The 19,635-nt window shown below is 64.4% G+C and carries 21 protein-coding genes; 10 read left to right on the top strand and 11 right to left on the bottom strand.

Going from position 1 to position 19,635, the window contains the following annotated elements; all coding sequences use genetic code 11:
* Positions 1 to 1,204: FMN-binding glutamate synthase family protein (locus ACTHN9_RS00400; RefSeq protein ID WP_440534769.1), on the bottom strand; the 1,204-nt coding region annotated here is incomplete at its 3' end.
* Between the two features lie 381 nt (positions 1,205 to 1,585).
* On the opposite strand from ACTHN9_RS00400, the gene ACTHN9_RS00405 reads away from it, so the two are divergent.
* Positions 1,586 to 1,957 carry a 5-carboxymethyl-2-hydroxymuconate Delta-isomerase gene (locus tag ACTHN9_RS00405; RefSeq protein WP_440534770.1) on the top strand — a complete coding sequence of 124 codons (372 nt, stop codon included), beginning with the start codon at positions 1,586 to 1,588 and terminating at the stop codon, positions 1,955 to 1,957.
* Positions 1,958 to 1,969: 12 nt separating this feature from the next.
* Here ACTHN9_RS00405 and mnmA read toward each other — a convergent pair whose 3' ends face one another.
* Both mnmA and ACTHN9_RS00415 read right to left on the bottom strand, forming a co-directional pair.
* Positions 1,970 to 3,124, bottom strand: coding sequence for a tRNA 2-thiouridine(34) synthase MnmA (gene mnmA / locus ACTHN9_RS00410; protein WP_440534771.1), 1,155 nt, complete (start codon positions 3,122 to 3,124; stop codon positions 1,970 to 1,972).
* Positions 3,125 to 3,167: 43 nt separating this feature from the next.
* Positions 3,168 to 3,653 carry an NUDIX hydrolase gene (locus ACTHN9_RS00415; RefSeq protein ID WP_440534772.1) on the bottom strand — a complete coding sequence of 162 codons (486 nt, stop codon included), beginning with the start codon at positions 3,651 to 3,653 and terminating at the stop codon, positions 3,168 to 3,170.
* A gap of 400 nt (positions 3,654 to 4,053) precedes the next feature.
* Here ACTHN9_RS00415 and ACTHN9_RS00420 point away from each other — a divergent pair, with 400 nt between their 5' ends.
* Genes ACTHN9_RS00420 through ACTHN9_RS00430 form a run of 3 tightly spaced genes read left to right on the top strand, consistent with a single transcriptional unit; the run spans position 4,054 to position 7,001 of the window.
* Positions 4,054 to 5,208 carry a Re/Si-specific NAD(P)(+) transhydrogenase subunit alpha gene (locus ACTHN9_RS00420; RefSeq protein WP_440534773.1) on the top strand — a complete coding sequence of 385 codons (1,155 nt, stop codon included), beginning with the start codon at positions 4,054 to 4,056 and terminating at the stop codon, positions 5,206 to 5,208.
* 17 nt (positions 5,209 to 5,225) lie between these two features.
* A complete protein-coding gene (locus ACTHN9_RS00425) occupies positions 5,226 to 5,546 on the top strand; it encodes a proton-translocating transhydrogenase family protein (RefSeq protein WP_440534774.1) in 321 nt (106 codons plus the stop codon).
* Positions 5,547 to 7,001 carry an NAD(P)(+) transhydrogenase (Re/Si-specific) subunit beta gene (locus ACTHN9_RS00430; RefSeq protein WP_440534775.1) on the top strand — a complete coding sequence of 485 codons (1,455 nt, stop codon included), beginning with the start codon at positions 5,547 to 5,549 and terminating at the stop codon, positions 6,999 to 7,001.
* Between the two features lie 55 nt (positions 7,002 to 7,056).
* Here ACTHN9_RS00430 and ACTHN9_RS00435 read toward each other — a convergent pair whose 3' ends face one another.
* Both ACTHN9_RS00435 and ACTHN9_RS00440 read right to left on the bottom strand, forming a co-directional pair.
* On the bottom strand, positions 7,057 to 7,779 hold the full coding sequence (locus ACTHN9_RS00435; RefSeq protein ID WP_440534776.1) for a helix-turn-helix transcriptional regulator: 723 nt from the start codon (positions 7,777 to 7,779) through the stop codon (positions 7,057 to 7,059).
* 13 nt (positions 7,780 to 7,792) lie between these two features.
* Positions 7,793 to 8,200 (bottom strand): VOC family protein, encoded by a 408-nt coding sequence (locus ACTHN9_RS00440; RefSeq protein ID WP_440534777.1) that lies wholly within the window; start codon positions 8,198 to 8,200, stop codon positions 7,793 to 7,795.
* Positions 8,201 to 8,263: 63 nt separating this feature from the next.
* On the opposite strand from ACTHN9_RS00440, the gene ACTHN9_RS00445 reads away from it, so the two are divergent.
* Positions 8,264 to 8,716: a thiamine pyrophosphate-dependent enzyme gene (locus ACTHN9_RS00445; RefSeq protein ID WP_440534778.1), complete on the top strand. Its 453-nt coding sequence runs from the start codon at positions 8,264 to 8,266 to the stop codon at positions 8,714 to 8,716.
* Between the two features lie 16 nt (positions 8,717 to 8,732).
* A complete protein-coding gene (locus tag ACTHN9_RS00450) occupies positions 8,733 to 9,950 on the top strand; it encodes a Bcr/CflA family efflux MFS transporter (protein ID WP_440534779.1) in 1,218 nt (405 codons plus the stop codon).
* Positions 9,951 to 10,000: 50 nt separating this feature from the next.
* Here the strand turns inward: ACTHN9_RS00450 and ACTHN9_RS00455 are convergent, their stop codons facing one another.
* Genes ACTHN9_RS00455 through ACTHN9_RS00475 form a run of 5 tightly spaced genes read right to left on the bottom strand, consistent with a single transcriptional unit; the run spans position 10,001 to position 15,097 of the window.
* A complete protein-coding gene (locus ACTHN9_RS00455; protein ID WP_440534780.1) occupies positions 10,001 to 11,323 on the bottom strand; it encodes a THUMP domain-containing class I SAM-dependent RNA methyltransferase in 1,323 nt (440 codons plus the stop codon).
* 58 nt (positions 11,324 to 11,381) lie between these two features.
* Positions 11,382 to 12,089: a PqiC family protein gene (locus ACTHN9_RS00460; protein ID WP_440534781.1), complete on the bottom strand. Its 708-nt coding sequence runs from the start codon at positions 12,087 to 12,089 to the stop codon at positions 11,382 to 11,384.
* Complete coding sequence (locus ACTHN9_RS00465; protein ID WP_440534782.1) at positions 12,086 to 13,765, bottom strand: PqiB family protein; 1,680 nt, start codon at positions 13,763 to 13,765, stop codon at positions 12,086 to 12,088. Before ACTHN9_RS00465 ends, ACTHN9_RS00460 begins: the two co-directional genes overlap by 4 nt.
* Positions 13,758 to 14,423 carry a paraquat-inducible protein A gene (locus ACTHN9_RS00470; RefSeq protein WP_440534783.1) on the bottom strand — a complete coding sequence of 222 codons (666 nt, stop codon included), beginning with the start codon at positions 14,421 to 14,423 and terminating at the stop codon, positions 13,758 to 13,760. The genes ACTHN9_RS00465 and ACTHN9_RS00470 overlap by 8 nt, the downstream gene beginning before the upstream one ends.
* Positions 14,420 to 15,097, bottom strand: coding sequence for a paraquat-inducible protein A (locus ACTHN9_RS00475; RefSeq protein ID WP_440534784.1), 678 nt, complete (start codon positions 15,095 to 15,097; stop codon positions 14,420 to 14,422). Before ACTHN9_RS00475 ends, ACTHN9_RS00470 begins: the two co-directional genes overlap by 4 nt.
* A 289-nt stretch (positions 15,098 to 15,386) precedes the next feature.
* On the opposite strand from ACTHN9_RS00475, the gene ACTHN9_RS00480 reads away from it, so the two are divergent.
* From ACTHN9_RS00480 to ACTHN9_RS00495, 4 genes are all read left to right on the top strand, one after another.
* Positions 15,387 to 15,992 (top strand): cytochrome b, encoded by a 606-nt coding sequence (locus tag ACTHN9_RS00480; protein ID WP_440534785.1) that lies wholly within the window; start codon positions 15,387 to 15,389, stop codon positions 15,990 to 15,992.
* A 65-nt stretch (positions 15,993 to 16,057) separates the two neighbouring features.
* Entirely contained in the window at positions 16,058 to 16,624 is a 567-nt protein-coding gene (locus ACTHN9_RS00485; protein WP_440534786.1) for a YceI family protein, read from the top strand.
* An 89-nt stretch (positions 16,625 to 16,713) separates the two neighbouring features.
* Positions 16,714 to 17,298, top strand: a complete 585-nt coding sequence (locus tag ACTHN9_RS00490) for a YceI family protein (RefSeq protein ID WP_440534787.1) — start codon at positions 16,714 to 16,716, stop codon at positions 17,296 to 17,298.
* Between the two features lie 251 nt (positions 17,299 to 17,549).
* Entirely contained in the window at positions 17,550 to 18,827 is a 1,278-nt protein-coding gene (locus ACTHN9_RS00495) for an MFS transporter (RefSeq protein WP_440534788.1), read from the top strand.
* 138 nt (positions 18,828 to 18,965) lie between these two features.
* On the opposite strand, the gene secF is transcribed toward ACTHN9_RS00495, so the two are convergent.
* Positions 18,966 to 19,635: protein translocase subunit SecF (secF, locus tag ACTHN9_RS00500; RefSeq protein WP_440534789.1), on the bottom strand; the 670-nt coding region annotated here is incomplete at its 5' end.

Below are 19,635 nucleotides of genomic sequence, written 5' to 3' on the forward strand. Positions count from 1 at the left end.
AATCGGCGCCGATCGCCAGGGTGCGTGCGATGTCGAACGCCGTGATCATCTTGCCGCTCGCGCCGATGCGGATCTTGTCGCGCAAGCCGATACCCACGAGCGTGTTGTGCACGAGCAGCAGCCCTTCTTGCAGCGGCACGCCGATGTGATCGGTGAACTCCAGCGGTGCGGCGCCGGTGCCGCCTTCGGCGCCGTCGACGACGATGAAGTCGGGCACGATGCCCGTCTCGCTCATGGCTGTGGCGCTCGCGAAGAACTCCCACGGGTGGCCGATGCAAAGCTTGAACCCAGTGGGCTTGCCGCCCGACAGCGTGCGCAGGCGATCGACGAATTCGAGCAGGCCGCGCGGCGTGGAGAATGCGCTATGCGAGGCCGGCGAAATACAGTCCTGTCCCATCGGCACGCCGCGCGCCTCGGAGATCTCGGGCGTGACCTTGGCCGCGGGCAGGACGCCGCCGTGTCCCGGCTTTGCGCCTTGCGAGAGCTTGACCTCGATCATCTTCACCTGCGGGTCGCGCGCCTGGCTGGTGAATCTTTCGGCGCTGAACGTGCCGTCCTCATTGCGGCAGCCGAAGTAGCCCGACCCGATTTCCCAGATGATGTCGCCGCCGTGTTCGCGGTGATATTTGGAGAGCGAGCCTTCGCCGGTGTCGTGCGCGAAGCCGCCCCGCTTCGCCCCGAGATTCAGCGCGCGGATCGCGTTCGCCGACAGCGCGCCGAAGCTCATGGCCGAGATATTGAAAATCGACATCGAGTACGGCTGCGCGCGATCGGGCCCGACAACAATGCGGAAGTCGTGCGTGCCGAGCTGGGTGGGCGCGAGCGAGTGGCTGATCCATTCGTGGGCCACGGCCTTGACGTCGAGTTCCGTGCCATAGGGGCGGCTATCGGGCTCGTTCTTCGCCCGTTGATAGACGATGCTGCGCTGCGCCCGCGAGAACGGTTTTTCCTCGGTGTCGTCTTCGACGAAGTATTGACGGATCTCGGGGCGAATGAATTCGAAGAAAAAGCGCAGATGGCCGGCGATCGGGTAGTTGCGCAAGATGCTATGGCGGGCTTGGCGCAAATCGAAGACGCCGACGGCGATCAGGACGGCCGGCACCAACAGCCATAACCAGGAAATCGCATGCCGGGCGGCGAGCATGGCGCCGGCGCACGCGAGCAGCAGCGCGCACCAGATCGCGAAATAGCGTCGAGAAAACATAAGAGCAGCTCCTGAACGGCGAACGCGGTCGTCGCCGCGGTTGCCGAGGTCGAAAAGATGCGCCAGTTTAATCGGGAACGATCGGCAGCGGCAGTGAGGCTGCTAGTGTCCTGTCCCGTAAGTTCTTTGATCAATGCGCAATTTCATATCATAGGAACTGGCGGGACAGGGCACTTGGGGGAGATGTCGTGTCATGAAGCGGCGCCGTAGCCCATGTAACGCGCGCTTCGGGCGAGAGTCCGTTGCACGAGGCGACCTTACCGGCCCAACGGGCGCGGCGCCGGCTCGGCGGATGCGGGCTATGATGGCGTCGTCCGATGGCGGCGCCGCTCCTGCGCGCGCGGCTTGCACGGGCACCTATCGACCCTCGGCGCTACCCTTATGCCTCACTTGACACTCGAATATTCAGAAAACATCGGCGCTTTCGACGCCGAAGCCATTTTGCTTGCGCTTAACGAAAGTCTCGCCGCGTCCGGACATTTCACGGAGGTCGACATCAAGAGCCGCTGCGTTCGGCGCGATGCGTTCCAGGTCGGGACGTCGAGCGAGCCCCGAGCGTTCGTTCATGCGACGTTGGCCATCCTGAGCGGGCGGACGCTCGACACCCGGCGCGCGTTGTCGGAGCGGGTGCTGTCCGTCCTGAAGGCGCACTTCGGCGCGCCTTCGCGCGTCCATCGTCAGCTCTCGGCTCAAGTCGTCGAAATCGAACGCGATTCCTACGCGAAGGCGGCTATCGAACCGTCCGCCGTTTGATCGGCGCGTCGTTCAGGCCGCCGGGATTGCCGCTCGCGCGGGCGCGTTCGGCTCGGCGGCACCCGCGCCTGCCTGCGCCGATTCGATGATCCCGCCGCCGAGGCAGATGTCGCCGTTGTAGAGCACAGCGGATTGGCCCGGCGTCACCGCCCATTGCGGTTCGTCGAATGCCAGTGAAAAGCGTTCGCCGCCGCTCGCCGTCTCGAGCGCGCCGAAGGCGCAGGCCGCGTCGGCTTGCCGATAGCGCGTTTTTGCGCCGAAGCGCGCACCGGGTTCGGGTGCGGCGCCCGCGACCCAGCTCGTGTTGCCGGCGACGAGCGTGCGCGAGAGCAGCCAATCGTGGTCGTGCCCCTGCACGACGTAAAGCGTGTTGGCGGCCATGTCTTTGCTCGCGACGAACCACGGTTCGCCGCTGCCCGACTTGCTCCCGCCGATCCCGATGCCCTTACGCTGACCGAGCGTATAGAACGCCAGCCCGACGTGCTCGCCCACGACTTTACCGTCCGGCGTCTTCATCGGCCCGGGTTTGGTGGGCAAATAGCGGTTCAGAAATTCGCGGAACGGCCGCTCGCCGATGAAGCAAATGCCGGTCGAATCTTTCTTTTTCGCGTTGGGCAAGCCGATCGACGCGGCGATCGAGCGCACTTCGGTCTTGGGTAGGTCGCCGAGCGGAAAGAGGGTTTTCGACAGTTGAGCTTGATTGAGCCGGTGCAGGAAATAAGACTGGTCTTTCGTGGAATCTTTCGCCTTGAGCAATTCGAAACGGCCGTCCACGTCGCGCACGCGCGCATAGTGACCCGTCGCGATCGTTTCCGCGCCGAGCGCCATCGCGTGATCGAGGAATGCCTTGAACTTGATCTCGGCATTGCATAGGACATCGGGGTTGGGCGTGCGTCCGGCCGAGTATTCGCGCAGGAACTCGGCGAACACGCGTTCCTTGTATTCGGCGGCGAAATTCACCGCTTCGACGTCGATGCCGATCAGATCGGCCACCGAGACGACGTCGATCCAGTCCTGCCGCGTCGAGCAGTACTCGCTGTCGTCGTCGTCTTCCCAGTTCTTCATGAACAGGCCGACCACGTCATAACCGGCTTCCTTGAGGAGCCATGCCGTCACCGACGAATCGACGCCGCCCGACATCCCCACCACGACTCTTTGCTTACCCATTTGCGAATAATCGACCTACGAAAAACCGATTGCCTTGCCGACCTTACCGACCGGTAGGAGGCCCGACCGAATGCGTGTGCACGAAGTCGAGCGGAAAACGGCGCCCGGCGAGGTAATCCTCGACCGAGCGCATGACGAGCGGCGTGCGATGACGCGCCGCGCATGCCCGCAGCTCGTCGGGCGTCAGCCACAGCGTCCGCACGATGCCCATATCGAGCGCGCGCGGCGCGTCGGGCGACACATGCCGGCCGCAATACGTGAAGCGCAAAAACGTGGCGGCCGCGCCGTCCGGGCGGTCGATATGCGTCATGTAGACGCCGACGAGCGCTTCCGGCACGAACGCGAACGCCGTTTCCTCGAGGGTTTCGCGGATCGCGGCGTCCGTCAGCGTTTCGCCCGATTCCAAATGTCCGGCCGGCTGATTGATGCGCAAACCTTCCGAGGTTTGCTCTTCGACGAGCAGAAAGCGGCCCTCGTGCTCGACCACGGCTGCCACGGTGACGCGCGGCGTCCAGCGTTCCTGTTTCATGGGCGCCATTTTACAGGGTGGCGCTCGGCGCTGCCGGAGCGGGCCGCACGACAGGTGCCGCAAGGGGTTGCGCGGACGTTCCCGGCCGGCCCTGGAATAGAGGCATCACTTGCGTTTGTGGCACTCATTTTCGTCGTGGCGGGCGACTTCGGTTAAAGTGACGCTCGACGTGCCGTTTCCTTCGCGCACGTCGGGTATCCGCAGCACCGTAAGCCGCAGCACCGATCGAAAGGGCGCCAAGCCTGCCGCCGCGCGGCAGGCCCCGAGCAAACAGCAACCCGCCCGGGCGGCCCCCGCGTTTTCTTGCAGCCGTGTAATCGTATTCAAACGATGGAGCCGGCTTTCGTATCGTCGGCCCCATCCTGTCGCGTCATTCACGAGCAGGTGAGGAGGATACAACGTGCATATCGGAGTGCCAGCCGAGACGCGCGCGCATGAAGCGCGTGTAGCCGCGACGCCCGAGACGGTGAAGAAGTACGTCCAAGCCGGGCATCGCGTCACGATCGAGCGCGGCGCGGGAGCCGCCGCCAGCTTCACCGACGAGGCCTTTGCAGCGGCCGGTGCCGAACTCGTCGAAGCCGACGCGGCGTTTTCCGCCGATCTCGTCCTGAAAGTGCAATCGCCGAGCGAGACCGAGCTTGCGCTCGTCAAACGCGGTAGCGTGCTGGTCGGGATGCTCGAACCGTTCAATGCTCAGAACGCGGCGCGTCTTGCCGAAGCGGGCGTGACCGCTTTCGCGCTCGAAGCCGCGCCGCGCACCACGCGCGCGCAAAGTCTCGACGTGCTGTCCTCGCAGGCGAACATCGCCGGCTACAAGGCCGTCTTGCTCGCGGCCGATCTCTACCCCCGCTTCATGCCGATGCTGATGACGGCGGCCGGGACGGTCAAGGCCGCGCGCGTGCTGATCCTCGGCGCCGGCGTGGCCGGGCTGCAGGCGATCGCTACCGCGAAGCGCCTTGGCGCGGTGATCGAGGCGTCCGATGTGCGTCCGGCGGTGAAGGAGCAAATCGAATCGCTCGGTGGCAAGTTCATCGACGTGCCCTACGAGACGCAGGACGAGCGCGACGCGGCCGAAGGCGTCGGCGGCTACGCGCGCCCGATGCCGCCGTCGTGGCTCGCGCGCCAAGCCGCCGCCGTGCATGAACGGGCGAAAGCGGCCGACATCGTCATCACCACCGCGCTGATCCCGGGCCGCGATGCGCCAACCCTCCTTTCGGCCGAAACGGTCCAGGCGATGCGTCCCGGTTCGGTCATCGTCGATCTGGCCGCCGGGCGCGGGCCCGAACTCGCGGGTCTGCCGGGGGTGCGCGGCGGCAACTGCCCCCTAACCGAACCCGACAAGGTCGTGACCAAGCACGGCGTGACGATCGTCGGCCACACGAACCTACCGGCCATGGTGTCGGCCGATGCTTCTTCGCTCTATGCACGTAACTTGTTCGATTTCCTGAAGCTGATCGTCACGAAGGAAGGAAACTTGAACATCGACATGAGCGACGACATCGTCGCGGCGACGCTGATCGCCCGCGACGGCGCCGTGACCCGCAAGGCGGCCTAAGCCCAAGGAGCGAGGCGATGGAAATCATCAATCACACCGTCATCAATCTGATCATCTTCGTGCTGGCCGTCTATGTCGGCTACCACGTCGTCTGGAACGTGACGCCCGCGTTGCATACCCCGCTCATGGCCGTGACCAACGCGATCTCGGCGATCGTCATCGTCGGGGCGATGCTCGCGACCGGCCTGACTGTGGGCGGCCCCGCCAAGTTCTTCGGCACGTTCGCGGTGCTGCTCGCGGCCGTGAACGTGTTCGGCGGCTTCCTGGTGACGCGGCGCATGCTCGAGATGTTCAAGAAAAAGGAACCCAAGAAAGCGGCGAAGAAGGAGGGTGCGTAAATGAGCATGAACGTCGTCACGCTGCTCTATCTGCTCGCGTCGGTCTGTTTCATCCAAGCCCTCAAGGGATTGTCGAATCCCAAGAGCGCGCGCGCCGGCAACGTATTCGGCATGGCCGGGATGGCGATTGCGATCCTTACCACCATCGCGTTGATCGTCAAGCAAGCCGCGTTGCTCGGTTCCAATCTCGCGCTTGGCTTGGGGCTGCTGTTCGCTGCGCTCGTCGTCGGCGGTGCCGTCGGCGCCTACGTGGCGGCACGCGTCGAGATGACGAAGATGCCCGAACTCGTCGCGGCCATGCACTCGCTGATCGGTTTGGCGGCCGTTGCAATCGCCTATGCCGTCGTCAGCGAGCCCGCCGCGTTCGGGCTCGTGCCGCCCGATGCGCCCGATGCCGGCTTCCTGCCGTACGGCAATCGCATCGAGCTGTTCATCGGCACGTTCGTGGGGGCGATTACGTTCTCCGGGTCGGTGATCGCGTTCGGCAAGCTTTCGGGCAAATACAAGTTCCGGTTGTTTCAGGGCGCGCCCGTCGTCTACCCCGGCCAGCATCTAATCAATTTGATGTTGGCGCTCGGGATGCTCGGGTTCGGCATCATCTTCTTCCTGACGCAATCGTGGCTGCCGTTCATCGTCATGACGCTGATCGCATTTGCGTTAGGCGTGCTGATCATCATCCCGATCGGTGGGGCGGACATGCCCGTCGTCGTCTCGATGCTTAATTCGTACTCGGGCTGGGCCGCGGCCGGCATCGGCTTCTCGCTGAATAACGCGATGCTGATCATCGCGGGGTCGCTCGTCGGATCGTCGGGGGCGATTCTGTCGTACATCATGTGCCATGCGATGAACCGCTCGTTCTTCAACGTGCTGCTGGGCGGGTTCGGAGCAGAGCCGGGCGCGGCGGCTTCCGGCGGGGCGGCCGAGCAACGGCCCGTGAAGTCGGGTTCGGCCGACGACGCTTCGTTCATGCTCGGCAATGCCGAATCGGTTGTGATCGTGCCCGGCTACGGGTTGGCCGTGGCCCGTGCGCAGCATGCGCTCAAGGAACTCACGGATAAGCTCATCGAAAAGGGCGTGGACGTGCGTTATGCGATTCACCCGGTGGCGGGGCGCATGCCAGGTCACATGAACGTGCTGCTGGCGGAAGCGGAAGTGCCGTACGACCTAGTCTACGAAATGGAAGACATCAACAATGAGTTCGGACAGACGGACGTGGTGCTCGTGCTCGGCGCGAACGACGTGGTGAATCCCGCAGCGAAAAACGATCCGAAATCGCCGATCGCGGGGATGCCGATCATCGAGGCGTACAAGGCACGCACGGTGATCGTCAATAAGCGGTCGATGGCGGCGGGTTATGCCGGGCTCGATAACGAGCTGTTCTACATGGACAAGACGATGATGGTGTTCGGCGATGCGAAGAAGGTGATCGAGGATATGGTGAAGGCGGTGGAGTGACGTTGGGTGCCGGCGGCTCGGTGCCGCCGGCTGCGCCGCAGCCGGATGGGGCGCGCTATCGGTTCGATGCGGCGCGAGGCCCGGAAGCCTTCCGTTCGGAAGGCACTTCGACACGGCGCAGGTAATCGGCAAGCCGCCGGCCTTCCACGTCCGGAAACGGTTCGTGTTCGGCCACGTCCGTCATGTTCGCGATATCGAAATTGCGAAAATCGCCGCGTAGCTCGCACCAGGCGCCGACTGTCCAGCGCCCGCCCCAGTAGACGAGGCTGAGCGGCCAGATGCGGCGGTGCGTCAGCGCCCCGAGGCGATCGCGGTACGCGAAGCTCACCACGTGGCGCGTATCGACCGCGCGGTGCAGCGTATCCACCTTCTCCGAAAACGCACGGTCGATGTGAAACGACGGCGCGAACACGGCCAGACGTTCGAGCGTCGCGCGCTTATCGGCGGGCATGGCCGACGCGACTTTCGCCAGCGCGCTACGGGCGCCGCCGGCCAGCGCCTTGCCGCCCCAGGTTTCGATCATCCGCGCGCCCGCCGCCAGCGCGGCCAGCTCCTCGGCTGTAAAAGTGAGGGGCGGAAGGCTCGCCGAGCGGCTGAGCCGGTAGCCGATGCCCGCTTCGCCTTCGATCGGCACGCCCGACAACTGCAAATCGCGCACGTCGCGATAAACGGTGCGCTGCGACACGTGCAGCCACTCGGCCAACTGCTGCGCCGTCGTGAGGCGACGGCCGCGCAGCAGTTCGGCGATTTGGAAGAGGCGATCGGCGCGTCGGGTCATGGCGGCAAGTGTATCAACGCAGATGGCGCGAATGCAGCCCGATGCGGTTGCCTTCCGGATCGATGAAGAAGGCAATGAAGCCGATCTCGTTCGGCAGTTCGACGATCGAGCCGTCGATCTTCCCGCCGGCCGGCTTGATCCGATCGAGCGTGGCTTGCAGGGTCGGCTCCGCGTTCAGGTAGACGGCGACGCCGTCGCCCGTGACCGACGGGCGCATATCGCGCGGGTTGCAGACAATGGCGCCGCCCGTGGCGTCTTCGTCATGCGGCAAGACGGCCATCGGCACGCCGCCGAAAACCTCCCGACGCATCGGCTGATCGAGCGCCGCTTCGTAGAAGCGCACGGCGCGTTCGAAATCGAGCGCGGGGATTTCAAACCAGGAAATGGCGCGCGTGGCGGTGGCAGTGGCAGTGGCAGTCATGACAGTCTCCGTCGAGGGTGGGAGGACAAGCTGGGCAAAGCGCCGGACGGCGCGTAAGGGAGAGTGTGCGACAGCGCTGCTGACACCGTTCTGTCAGCAGCTTGCCGGCCACCCGCGGGAATCGGCGCGAGTTTCGCCCGCCCGGACCTCCCCTGCATGGTGGTGACGGGTGACGGCAGCATGTTGATGCAAGGCTTGGAGCTTGCCACGGCTCACAAATATCAACGGAACGTTCTGTTCGTCGTGTTCAACAATGCGTCCTACGCGGCAAGTTATTTCAATAACAAGCATAATCTTGCCGAGTTGACGGATATACCCGATTACGATTGGGTGAGTTTCGCGCGAACCTTTTCCATTCCCGGGGTTCGCGTTTCGAACCTCATGGAACTCGCTGACCAGATGCCTGCCATCGTGAACCGCTCGACGCCATTTCTGCTGGAAATCCGTTGCGGCAGTACGTTCCCCACGCCGAACGCACACTTTTCCGCGCGGATGAAGCTGTATCCGGGTCTTTAACCAGAAAATGCTAGCCATGGATAGAAATCGCCTCGTTCTGATCAACTCATGCGTCATTCTCGTATTGGGCCTGTTTTCGATCGATCTGTATAACCCGGCGCTGCCGAGCATCGTGGCTTCGATCAAGATCAGCCACGCGCAGGCCGAGAGCCTCGTGGTGTCTTATCTGGGCGGGTTCGCGCTGTCGCAACTCTGGTACGGTCCCGCTTCCGACCGGCACGGGCGCGTCCGTATCATCCTGACCTCCCTGCTGCTGGCCGCGGTGGGAAACCTGCTGACGGCATTCGCCAGGACCGGCGACGAACTGATGTTGTGCCGCCTCGTCACCGGACTCGGCGCTGGGGGCTGCCCCGTCATCAGCCGCGCAGTGTTGAGCGATGTCTTCAAGGAAAAGAAATCGCTGACGCAAGCGCTCGCCGTGTTCTCGATGGCCTCGCAGGTCTCTCCCGCCTTCGCGCCGATGATTGGCGGCGTGATCACGCTGTATCTGTCCTGGCGCTACAACTTCGCCGCCTTGTTTCTCATTACGCTGGCGGGCTTCTTTTTCGTCAAAACGACGCTGCCCGAGACACGTCCCGAACGCGATTCGCATTCGCCGGGCAATGCATTTGCAAGCTATAAGATCCTCGTGTCCAGCGCGACATTCATGGTGTACAGCATGGTTTCGGCGTTGCTGTTCGCGGTGACGATCGGTTATTACACGGTCAGTCCATTTATCTTCCAAGACCATTACCGGCTCACGTCGGCGCAAAATGGCCTGTTGTACGTGTTCTACGCGGTGGGGATCGTTATCGGCTCCTTCGCCACCAAGAAACTCGTCGCGCGGTTTGCGCCTGAAACGGTGCTCAGAACGTCGTTGACCTTTCTCGTCGCGGTAAGCGGCGCGGCGGTCGCGCTCTGCCTGCTGCAACCGGGCGTCGGGTTGCAGGCGATGCTGGCGTTTGCGTTTTTGGTCGCGGTGGGCTGCGGGGTATCTTCGCCGCTCCTGCTCGGGCTCAGCCTTCATCCGTTCCCGAAGCTGGCCGGTGCGGGCAGCGCGCTACAGGGGGCGATCAAGATGGCCGGCGCGGGGCTCACGCTATGGCTCATTGCGTTGCTCCGCCCAACCGAGTTGACCGTGCTGATGACGATCATCCTTGCGCTGAGCGGGGCCTCGCTATTGCTCGGATTGCTTGTCGCGCTTCCGCGGGCCCGGGCGACGTTAGCGGCGGACAACGGCGGGTCCCGTTCTTGATCCGATAGTGGCCGAGCTTTCGGCGTCGGCCCTTTAGATCAGGATTGCCGTCACGCCTGCGGCGTTTCGGGCGTTTGCGTGCCCGGCCGCGACTTCACGCTGCCGGCGACCAAATCGAAGCGGAACAGCCGGCATTCGAGCGCGCCGTTGAACAGCGGCGTCTTGGTCGATTCGCGCAGCCGCATTTGCCCCGGCAGCGAACGGTCGGCCGTCAGCACGAACGCGCGCCAACCGGCGAAGCGTTGCTTCAGGGCATCGCCGAACGCGCGGAAGAACTCGCCGTCGGCCTCATCGGGCTGCGCACGGCTGAACGCCTCGGCGCCCGAGTCGCGGCTCGCATGGCGAGGCTCGCGCACCTCGCCGCGCGGGCCGCGCCCGCGCACGGCGATACGCTCGCCGTAGGGCGGATTGGCGACGACGATCCCCGGCTGCTCGCACGGCGGCACGATCGCGCGCGCGTCGAGCTGCTTGAGCCAGAGCGTGGGGACGCCCGCGCGTGCGAGGTTGGTGCGGGCTTTATCGAGCATGTCGCCCGAAATATCGCTGCCGTAAATCGGGAACTCGGCCTTCTTGCCGGCGGCCGTGCGCTTCGCGTCGAGCGCGGCGACTTTCATCGCCTGCCAGACCGAGACATCGTACTGCTTGAGCTTTTCGAAACCGAAGCGGCGTTCGACGCCGGGTGCGATCCCGAGTGCGATTTGCGCGGCTTCCGCGATGAAGGTGCCGCTGCCGCACATCGGATCGTACAGGGGCGTGTCGGGCGTCCAGCCCGTCAGGCGCAAGATGCCCGCGGCCAAGTTCTCGCGCAGCGGCGCCGCGCCTTTGTCGAGCCGCCAGCCTCGCTTGAACAGCGGCTCGCCGGAGGTATCGAGGTACAGCGTGCAGACCGTGGCGGTCAAGAACGCGAACACGCGCACGTCCGGTTGGGCCGTATCGATGCTCGGACGCGCGCCGCTCACGCTGCGCAGGCGATCGCAGACGGCGTCCTTCACGCGCAGGGTCGCGAATTCCAGGCTGCGCAAGGGCGACTTGATGGCCGTGAGGTCGACGCGCAGCGTCTCGTTCGCCGAAAACCAGCGCTCCCACGGTTGCTCGGCGGCCAAGGCGTAGATGTCTTGCTCGCCGCGATACGGGCGCTCGGCGATTTTCAACAGGACGCGGCTCGCGATACGCGAGTGCAGATTCGCCGCCATTCCGGCTGCCCAGCCGCCGCGGAAATGAACGCCGCCTGGCACTTGGGCGCCGGCCTGGTAGGGCGGGGCGCCGGCTGCGCTCGGCAGGCGTTGGGCGATTTCCGATAGCTCGGCGGCGAGCGCGGCTTCGAGCCCGCGCGGGCAAGGGGCGAAAAAGTCGAACGGCGTGGGCGAAGACATGGACGAAAACCGAGCGTGCAAAGGCGTCATTGTACGCGGGTGCAGCTCACCGGCCCCGTTACGGTTGACTCGTGCTCGCCGCGCGCTCGGCGTTGCCGCTCTCGCAATCGCCCGTGCCCGGCGCAGGCGTGCGCTGGCCCGATGCGAGGGCGCGCACGACCGAAGCGATCGAATCGGACAACGCCCCAACCGCGCGCCGATGGCCCGCGACGAGGGCGTCGTAGCCGGGGCCGACGGCCTCGGTCTGGACCGTTCGGCATGTCACCAAGGTTTGCCTGCCCAGTGCGTGCACGCTCCATACGGTATCGAGCACAGCGCGCGAGCCGGGCCACGATTCGAAGCGGCGCACGTTCACGGCGATCCGATACACGGGAATATCGGCAGGATGCGGCGATGCGAAGACGTCGAACGTGCCGAGCCGCGCTGCCAGGTCGCCCGAAAGCGCTCGGCGCAGTTCGTCGGCCGGCGGCGACGCCCAGCGCTCTTGCTCGAGGACGCTCACGCGTGTGGCGCTATCGCTCACGACGAGCTGATTGCGCGCGACCTGGGTGGGCACGTCGAGCGTCGGCACTTCGATCAGGAACGCCGGCGGCGCGGTCGGCTTCGCCGTTCCCGCCTGCTCGGTGGCCGGGTCGGTACCGAGCGTATAGAAGCGGCTCGGCGGGGACGAGGCACAGCCCGTTAGGAGCGCGGCGCCGATCGCCGCGGCGCAGGCGGCGAGCGATACCAGCGGGTGGCGGCGCGGGGCGAATCGTTCACGCTTCATGGTTTTGAGGGATCCTTGGCTTTGCCGCGCAGGAGCGCTTCGGGATGACGCTCGAGATAATCGGCGAGCGCATTGAGCGTTTGCAGCGTCTGCGTGAGCTGGGTCAACGCTTGATGCATGTCCGATTGCAGCGGCGAATCTTGCTGCAGCGTCGATTGCGCGGCGCCGAACGTGCGCTGCGCGGCGGCCAGCGTCTCGCGCGCCTGGGGCGCAAGCTGCGTATCGAGCTGCTTGAACAGGCCGTTGGCGCTCTCGAGCGTGCCGTTCAGATTCTTGCTGATTTGGTCGAACGGAATCTGATCGAGCTTTCTTGCGATGTCGGCCACCTGCACCTGCAGTTCGTCCAGCGCATTGGGCACGGTCGGCAACTGGAGGGGCGTGCGATTGACGTCGAACGAAACGGGCGCGGCCTTCGGGAACATGTCGAGCGCCACGTACAGTTGATTCGTCAGCAGGTTGCCGGTGCGTAGCTGCCCGCGCAGCCCATGTTTGACGAGCGTTTCGAGCAGATGTCTACCCGCCGATGCGCCGCCGTGCTCGATCGATTCGCGGAACCGCTGGCCGAGGCGGTCGGGGTACAGGTTCATCGTTACCGGCATCGTGAAATCGCGCGCTTTCGGATCGTAATGGATCCCGATCGCGGTGACTTCGCCGAGTTCGATGCCGCGGAAATCGACGGTCGCGCCAACCGAAAGCCCCCGCAGCGATTGATTGAAGTTCATGACGACGACCATCGGCGGGCCGTCGGGGGCGCGCATGGCGTCGCCTTCGTTGGCGGCCAAATTGAAAACGGTATTGTCGGGCGCCTCCGTGCCGATCGCTTCGCCGCGCGGCGATTGGAACGCGAGCCCGCCCACGAGGACGGTTGCGAGCGACTGCGTGTTGAGCTTCAGCCCGCTGGAATCCAAGCGCAGATCGACGCCGCTCGCATGCCACCAGCGCGAATTGACGCCGACGTACTGATCGTACGGCGCGTCGACGAACACGTCGATCGACACGCCCGTACCGTCGCGATCGAGCGAAAAACCGACCACTTGTCCGACCTGTACGCGGCGGTAATAGACGGGCGAGCCGATATCGATCGAGCCGAGCGAGGCGCCGTGCAGCGAGAAACGCCGCCCCTTTTGGTCGCCGGTGACGGCGGGCGGTTTTTCGAGGCCGACGAAATCGGTTTGCGATTCGTGCGAGCGGCCCGCGTCGACACCGATATAGGCCCCCGAAAACAGCGTGCCGAGCCCCGTTACGCCCGAGGTGCCGATGCGGGGGCGCACGATCCAAAAGCGCGTGTCGTCCACAGCGAAATCATCGGCTTCTTTCGTCAGCTGCACGGAGACGAGGACGCGCGCGTGATCGCGCGAAAGCCGGATCGTCTTGACCGAGCCGATGTCGACGTCCTTGTACTTGACCTTCGTCTTTCCGGGCTCGAGGCCTTCGGCCGTCGAGAAGCTAATGGTGATCAGCGGGCCGCGGTCGATCACGGATTTGGCGACGAGCGCGATGCCGATCAGCGCGGCAATGAGCGGCACGAGCCAGACGAGGGAGGGCAGCCAGCTCGAGCGCGGTGTCGTGACGGGCTCGGGCAGGTCGGGCAGGTCGGGCGGCAACTCGGGGCCCTGCGGCGGGCCGCCGGCCGAGCCGCCGTTCGGAGTGGGAGGCTGTCCTTGCGGGCTAGTCATGGTCTCGTCCGGAAGCGTGTGAGGGGCGTGCGTCCGCGCAATCCCAGATGAGGCGCGGATCGAATTGAAGGGCCGCCAGCATCGTGAGCACGACGACGCACGCGAATGCGAGCGCGCCCCAGCCCGCCGTGATGACGGCGAGCGACTTGAAGCGCACGAGCGCGACGGTGAGCGTGACGACGAAGACGTCGAGCATCGACCATCTGCCGATGCGCTCGACGATGCGGTAAAGCGTGGTGCGCTCGTGTGGCCGCCACGCGGAGCGCCTTTGCGTCGTAAAGGCGAGCAAGGCCAGCACGGATAGCTTGAGCATCGGCACGAGGATGCTGGCGACGAAGACGATGACGGCGAGCGGCCAGTCGCCCGACACCCAAAAATAGACGACGCCGCTCATGATCGTGTCGTCCTCGTTGCCGAATAGGGACGTGGTGTGCAGCACCGGCAGCAAGTTGGCCGGAATATAAAGAATCGCGGCCGCGATCAGGAGCGCCCAAGTGCGCGAAATGCTGTCCGGATTGCGCAGATGGAGTGCTGCGCCGCAGCGTTCGCAGTGCTGTCGCGCCATAGGCGGTGCGGCCGCCGAGGCGCCGCGCGGCTGTACGTGTCCGCAGGCATGGCAGCCGATCATGCCGGCTCGGGCGGCGCTGAGGTATCTCATCGGCTGGACGTGCCGCTGTTCGCGGTATGCGCGGGGGAGGCCGCCATGCGCTCGACGCGCTCCCGGCGCGCCTTGATGATGTCGGCGACGTCCCATAGGGCGCGCGGATCGAACAAGACGACGACGGCCAGCATCAGCGTCAACGCCCCGAATGCAAATAGCGCGGCTTCGGGAATGACCCGCGCAAGGCTCGTCATTTTGACGATGGTGACGAGGATGCCCAGCATGAGCACCTCGATCATGCCCCAGGGCCGCACGAACTGAATAGCCCGCAGCACGACGTTGAAACCGGGCGGCACGGCGCCGGCCCTAATCGGCACGAGTACGTACAGCAGAGCGGTCAGTTCGATCAACGGAAAGAGGATGGTCGAGCAAAAGACGGCGGCGGCGACGAGTTCCATCCCCTCGTTCGACAGGGCGACGAGTGCGCCGATCAGCGTCGTTTGCGACGTGACGCCGTTCAGATCCAGTTCGACGATCGGGAACGCCTGGGCGATCAGAAACGTGAACAGCGCAGCCAGCGTGAGCGCGGTGATTCGCTCGAGCTGCACCGCGGTTGGGCGATAAAGCATGGCGCCGCAGCGCGGACAGCGTGTGCTGCCCTTCGCGGAATGGCGCGGTTTTTGCAACAGTGCGTCGCAGTCGTGACAGGCAATAAGGTCGTTTCGATTCATAGGCGTTGCACGTCGACTTCACGGGGCTCAGAACAAACGCGTGGGCGTGCAAACCGATGGCCGGCGCCCGCAAACCCGCGCCCATCTTACCAAAAGGGGTGTTGCACGCCGATCGAGCGGTGCGTTCGCAGGGGCGCGGCCCGCGTTCGGCGGCGACGAAATGCGGCAACTTCCGGGCCAGCCCGGAACCATTCGGGGCGCCCGCGCGCGGCGCGAGACAGCTCGAGCCCCTCCGCACGAAACGGCGGCTTGCGGTAGCATGGCGACGATCCATTTTTGTAGCACGGCAATGACACACCGCAATTCGCTTCCCGTTACCGACGAGGGTTATTCGGCCACCGCTATCGGCCTGCATTGGCTGATTGCCGCATTGATGGTTTGCGGCTTTTCGCTCGGCTGGGTGATGACGAGCATTCATGGTTTTACGCCGGCCAAATTGCGCTACGTATCTTGGCACAAATGGATCGGTGTGACCGTGTTCGCGCTCGCGGCACTGCGCATCGTTTGGCGCGCGACGCACCGCGCCCCCGCCCTCCCGCCCGGTATGCCGGCTTGGCAGCGCGCGAGCGCGCACCTCGTCCACGTGCTCTTGTACGTCCTCATGATCGCGATTCCGATCACGGGGTATCTGTTCAGCTCGGCCTCGAACGTGCCCGTCGTCTACCTCGGCATCGTGCCGCTGCCGCGGCTGATCGCTCCCGATCCGACGCTCAAGGTCGTTTTCAAGACGGCGCACCTCGTCTTGAATTGGAGCTTGGCCGCGCTCGTGCTGGCCCACGTCGGCGCCGCGCTCAAGCATCAATGGATCGATCGCGACGGCTTGCTCGCCCGCATGATCCCCTGTTTGAAACGAAAGCCGAAAAAGCTCGACTTCAAGCAATTGCAACAGAAATGAAGTGAAATGAAGGACGACTACAAGTACAAGCCCGAAGTGAAAGACGTCAACTCGCAAGGAAAACAATGAAAGCTTCGTTTTACCGTTATATGCTCGCCGCCTTTACCGCCGCGTCGATGGCCGCTTCCGGCCTCGTCTTCGCGCAAGTCGATACGGCGAAGAGTTCGGTGACCGCCACGTCCAAACAAATGAACGTGCCGGTCGAGGGCAAGTTCAAGAAGTTCGACGCGAAGGTGAGCTTCGATCCGGCCAAGCCTGCAGCCGGCAGCGCGCAGTTGACGATCGACGTCGGCAGCTACGACTTGGGCGACGACAGCTACAACGAGCAGGTGCGCGGCAAGGAATGGTTCGACACCAAGACCTTCCCGAAGGCCACATTCGTCTCGTCGGCGATCGCGCCGGCCGGCGCGGGCAAATACACCGTGACGGGCACGCTGACGATCAAAGGCAAAGCGCAAACGGTGACGTTCCCGATGACGGTCGGCCAGCAAGGCGGCGCGCAGACATTCGACGGCACGTTGCCGATCAGCCGCCTGAAATTCGACGTGGGCACCGGCGAATGGAAGGACACGTCGACGGTTGCCGACGAAGTCACGATCAAATTTCATATCGTCGTACCGAAGAAGTCGTAAGCCGTAAGCCGTAGGCCGGAAGGTTCGCGGCTTGCGCCGACATCGCTCGATTGCCGCCCGCTCGGGCGGCTTCCAACAAGGAGAATCCATTGAAAGCCCGCACTCTAATTACCGCCGCGCTCGCGGCCGCCTCGGCCGTCGCGTTGGCACCGGCGTTTGCCGCCGACACGTACCAACTCGATCCGAGCCACACGTACCCCAGCTTCGCGGCCGACCACTTCGGCGGCTTGTCGGTCTGGCGCGGCAAATTCACGAAATCCTCGGGTACGGTGACGATCGACCGTCAGAACAAAACGGGTACGGTCGATGTCACGATCCAGCCGGGTTCGATCGATACGGGCAATGCGGAGCTGAACGAGCACCTGCAGACGCCGGCATTCTTCGACACCGCCAAGTATCCGACGGCGACCTATAAGGGCACGCAAATCAAGTTCGACGGCGACAAGCCTGTCGAAGTGATCGGCGCGTTGACGTTGCACGGCGTGACCAAGCCGCTCGATCTGAAGATCGAATCGTTCAAGTGCATGATGCATCCGATGCTCAAGCGCGAAGTGTGCGGCGTCGAAGCCCGGGCCGATTTCCCGCGCGACGAGTTCGGTCTCGATTTCGGCAAGCAATACGGCTTCAATATGGACACGAAGCTCGAGATTCAAGCCGAAGGCGTCAAGCAGTAAGCACCCGTTCGCTGCCGGCGTGCCGGTAGCTTCATGAAAAAACCGCCCGCGAGCCCCTCGCTTCGGGCGGTTTTTTTTTGCGTGGCTGGCCGATCGGCGCGTTGCCTGTGTCGTCTTGGCGGGCGCATACTGTGCGCCAGCCGCCCTATCGGCTGCGTTTGGTTGCGCGTACATCTAACAGAAGAGGGCGCCCGCGATGAACCGGCGCCGGGTTCGAGGGTAGCCTTGATCCACCACGACAGGAGACTCGCATGAGCGACACGCTGGCGGCAGCACCGATGGCTTCTCGTAGCCGTGTTTGGCGGGCGGTCTTGGCCACGTCGATCGGCAATGCGCTCGAGTGGTTCGACTTGGTCGTCTACGGCTTTTTCGCCGTCGTCATCGCCAAACTGTTCTTTCCCGCCGGGAACGACACTGTCTCGCTCCTGCTCTCGCTCGGCACGTTCGGCGTCTCGTTCTTCATGCGCCCCTTGGGCGCGATCGTGATCGGCGCCTATGCCGACCGCGCGGGCCGCAAGGCGGCCCTTACCCTCGCGATTCTGTTGATGATGGTCGGCACGGCCATCATCGTGGTGCTGCCGACTTACGAGACGATCGGCATCGCAGCGCCGCTGATTCTCGTCTTGGCGCGCTTGATGCAAGGATTCTCGGCGGGCGGCGAATTCGGCAGCGCCACGGCCTTTCTCGCCGAGCACGTGCCGGATCGACGCGGGTTCTTCGCTAGCTGGCAGGTGGCGAGCCAGGGGCTCACGACCGTGCTTGCAGCCGTATTCGGCACGGTGCTCACGGGTGCGCTCACGCACGACCAAATGCTGGCGTGGGGTTGGCGGGTGCCGTTCGTGTTCGGGCTGCTGCTGGGGCCGATCGCCTACTACATCCGCTCGAGTGTCGATGAAACCCCCGAATTTCTCGCCGCGAAAACCACCGCGTCGCCGCTGCGCGATACCTTCGCCAGCCATAAGGCACGCCTTGTAATCGCGATCGGGATCGTCGTATTGGGCACGGTGGCCACCTACCTCGTGCTGTTCATGCCGACCTACGGCGTGAAGCAGTTGGGGCTGCCGGCCTCGGTGTCGTTCTCGGCCGTTGTATTGACAGGGTTGATCCAAATGGTTGGGGCGCCCGTCGTTGGCCATCTCTCCGATCGGATCGGGCGCACGGGCATCATGCTCGCGGCCGCGGTGCTGATGCTCTTGCTCGTTTATCCGGCTTTCGCGTGGCTCGTCGCCTCGCCGAGCGCCGGCACGCTGATCGCCGTGCTGGTGGCGATGGGCATTCTCGTGACGAGCTATTTCGCGGCACTGCCGGGGTTGTTGTCCGAAATCTTCCCCGTTGCGACGCGCACGACGGGCATGTCCCTCGCCTACAACATTGCCGTGACGATCTTCGGCGGCTTCGGGCCATTCATCATCGCGTGGCTGATCAAGGAGACGGGCCAGAAGGTCGCGCCGAGCTTTTACATGATCTTCGCGGCGCTCGTGAGCTTTGTCGCGCTGCTCGCGGCTCGACGCTCGCTCGGGTGCAAGTAGCGGGAGCGGGGAGCGGGGCGCGCCGCGCGCAAAGAAAAACGGCGCGCAGCGGAATGAACCGCATGCGCGCCGCTGCCCTCGTGAAGCTGATGAAGCGCTAAAGCTCGAAGCGCCGCACAAGCTAGAAGGACGAGCCGCTCAAACTTGGGCGCCTGCGTTCGGATCGCTCGGATCGTGACGCGGCTTGTTGTCCTTGAGCAGATCTTCGCGCTTGACGCCGAGCCACATGGCCAAGGCTGCCGCGACGAAGACCGACGAATAGATACCGAAGCAAATACCGATCGTCAGCGCCAGCGCGAAGTAGTGCAGCGTCGGGCCGCCGAACAGGAACATCGAGAGCACCATCATCTGCGTACAGCCGTGCGTGATGATCGTGCGCGACATCGTGCTCGTGATCGCGTGGTTGATGACTTCCATGACCGTCATCTTGCGTTCGCGCCGGAACGTCTCGCGAATCCGGTCGAAAATCACGACCGATTCGTTCACCGAGTAGCCCAGCACGGCCAGCACCGCCGCCAGCACCGAGAGCGAGAACTCCCACTGGAAGAACGCGAAGAAGCCGAGAATGATCACCTCGTCGTGCAAGTTCGCGATGATGCCGGCCACCGCGTTTTTCCTCTCGAAGCGGAATGACAGGTAGATGACGATACCGATCACGACGCAGGCCAGTGCGAGCAGGCCGTTGGTCGCCAACTCCTTGCCCACCTGCGGCCCGACGAACTCGACGCGCTGCAATTGCGCGCCGGCGTCCTGCTGCTTCAGGCCCGCCATCACCTGCTCGCTCTGCTGCGATGACGAAAGCCCTTGC

It is taken from the genome of Trinickia sp. (assembly GCF_051953405.1).
In the GTDB taxonomy this organism is placed as follows: domain Bacteria; phylum Pseudomonadota; class Gammaproteobacteria; order Burkholderiales; family Burkholderiaceae; genus Trinickia.

Coding starts and splice junctions, on each gene's coding strand:
- ACTHN9_RS00435 (WP_440534776.1), bottom strand. CDS start 7,779: ATGACCCGACGCGCCGATCGCCTCTTCCAAATCGCCGAACTGCTGCGC.
- ACTHN9_RS00485 (WP_440534786.1), top strand. CDS start 16,058: ATGAAAGCTTCGTTTTACCGTTATATGCTCGCCGCCTTTACCGCCGCG.
- ACTHN9_RS00450 (WP_440534779.1), top strand. CDS start 8,733: ATGGATAGAAATCGCCTCGTTCTGATCAACTCATGCGTCATTCTCGTA.
- ACTHN9_RS00455 (WP_440534780.1), bottom strand. CDS start 11,323: ATGTCTTCGCCCACGCCGTTCGACTTTTTCGCCCCTTGCCCGCGCGGG.
- ACTHN9_RS00495 (WP_440534788.1), top strand. CDS start 17,550: ATGAGCGACACGCTGGCGGCAGCACCGATGGCTTCTCGTAGCCGTGTT.
- ACTHN9_RS00470 (WP_440534783.1), bottom strand. CDS start 14,423: ATGAGATACCTCAGCGCCGCCCGAGCCGGCATGATCGGCTGCCATGCC.
- ACTHN9_RS00480 (WP_440534785.1), top strand. CDS start 15,387: ATGACACACCGCAATTCGCTTCCCGTTACCGACGAGGGTTATTCGGCC.
- ACTHN9_RS00415 (WP_440534772.1), bottom strand. CDS start 3,653: ATGAAACAGGAACGCTGGACGCCGCGCGTCACCGTGGCAGCCGTGGTC.
- ACTHN9_RS00440 (WP_440534777.1), bottom strand. CDS start 8,200: ATGACTGCCACTGCCACTGCCACCGCCACGCGCGCCATTTCCTGGTTT.
- ACTHN9_RS00460 (WP_440534781.1), bottom strand. CDS start 12,089: ATGAAGCGTGAACGATTCGCCCCGCGCCGCCACCCGCTGGTATCGCTC.
- mnmA (WP_440534771.1), bottom strand. CDS start 3,124: ATGGGTAAGCAAAGAGTCGTGGTGGGGATGTCGGGCGGCGTCGATTCG.
- ACTHN9_RS00475 (WP_440534784.1), bottom strand. CDS start 15,097: ATGAATCGAAACGACCTTATTGCCTGTCACGACTGCGACGCACTGTTG.
- ACTHN9_RS00465 (WP_440534782.1), bottom strand. CDS start 13,765: ATGACTAGCCCGCAAGGACAGCCTCCCACTCCGAACGGCGGCTCGGCC.
- ACTHN9_RS00430 (WP_440534775.1), top strand. CDS start 5,547: ATGAGCATGAACGTCGTCACGCTGCTCTATCTGCTCGCGTCGGTCTGT.
- ACTHN9_RS00425 (WP_440534774.1), top strand. CDS start 5,226: ATGGAAATCATCAATCACACCGTCATCAATCTGATCATCTTCGTGCTG.
- ACTHN9_RS00405 (WP_440534770.1), top strand. CDS start 1,586: ATGCCTCACTTGACACTCGAATATTCAGAAAACATCGGCGCTTTCGAC.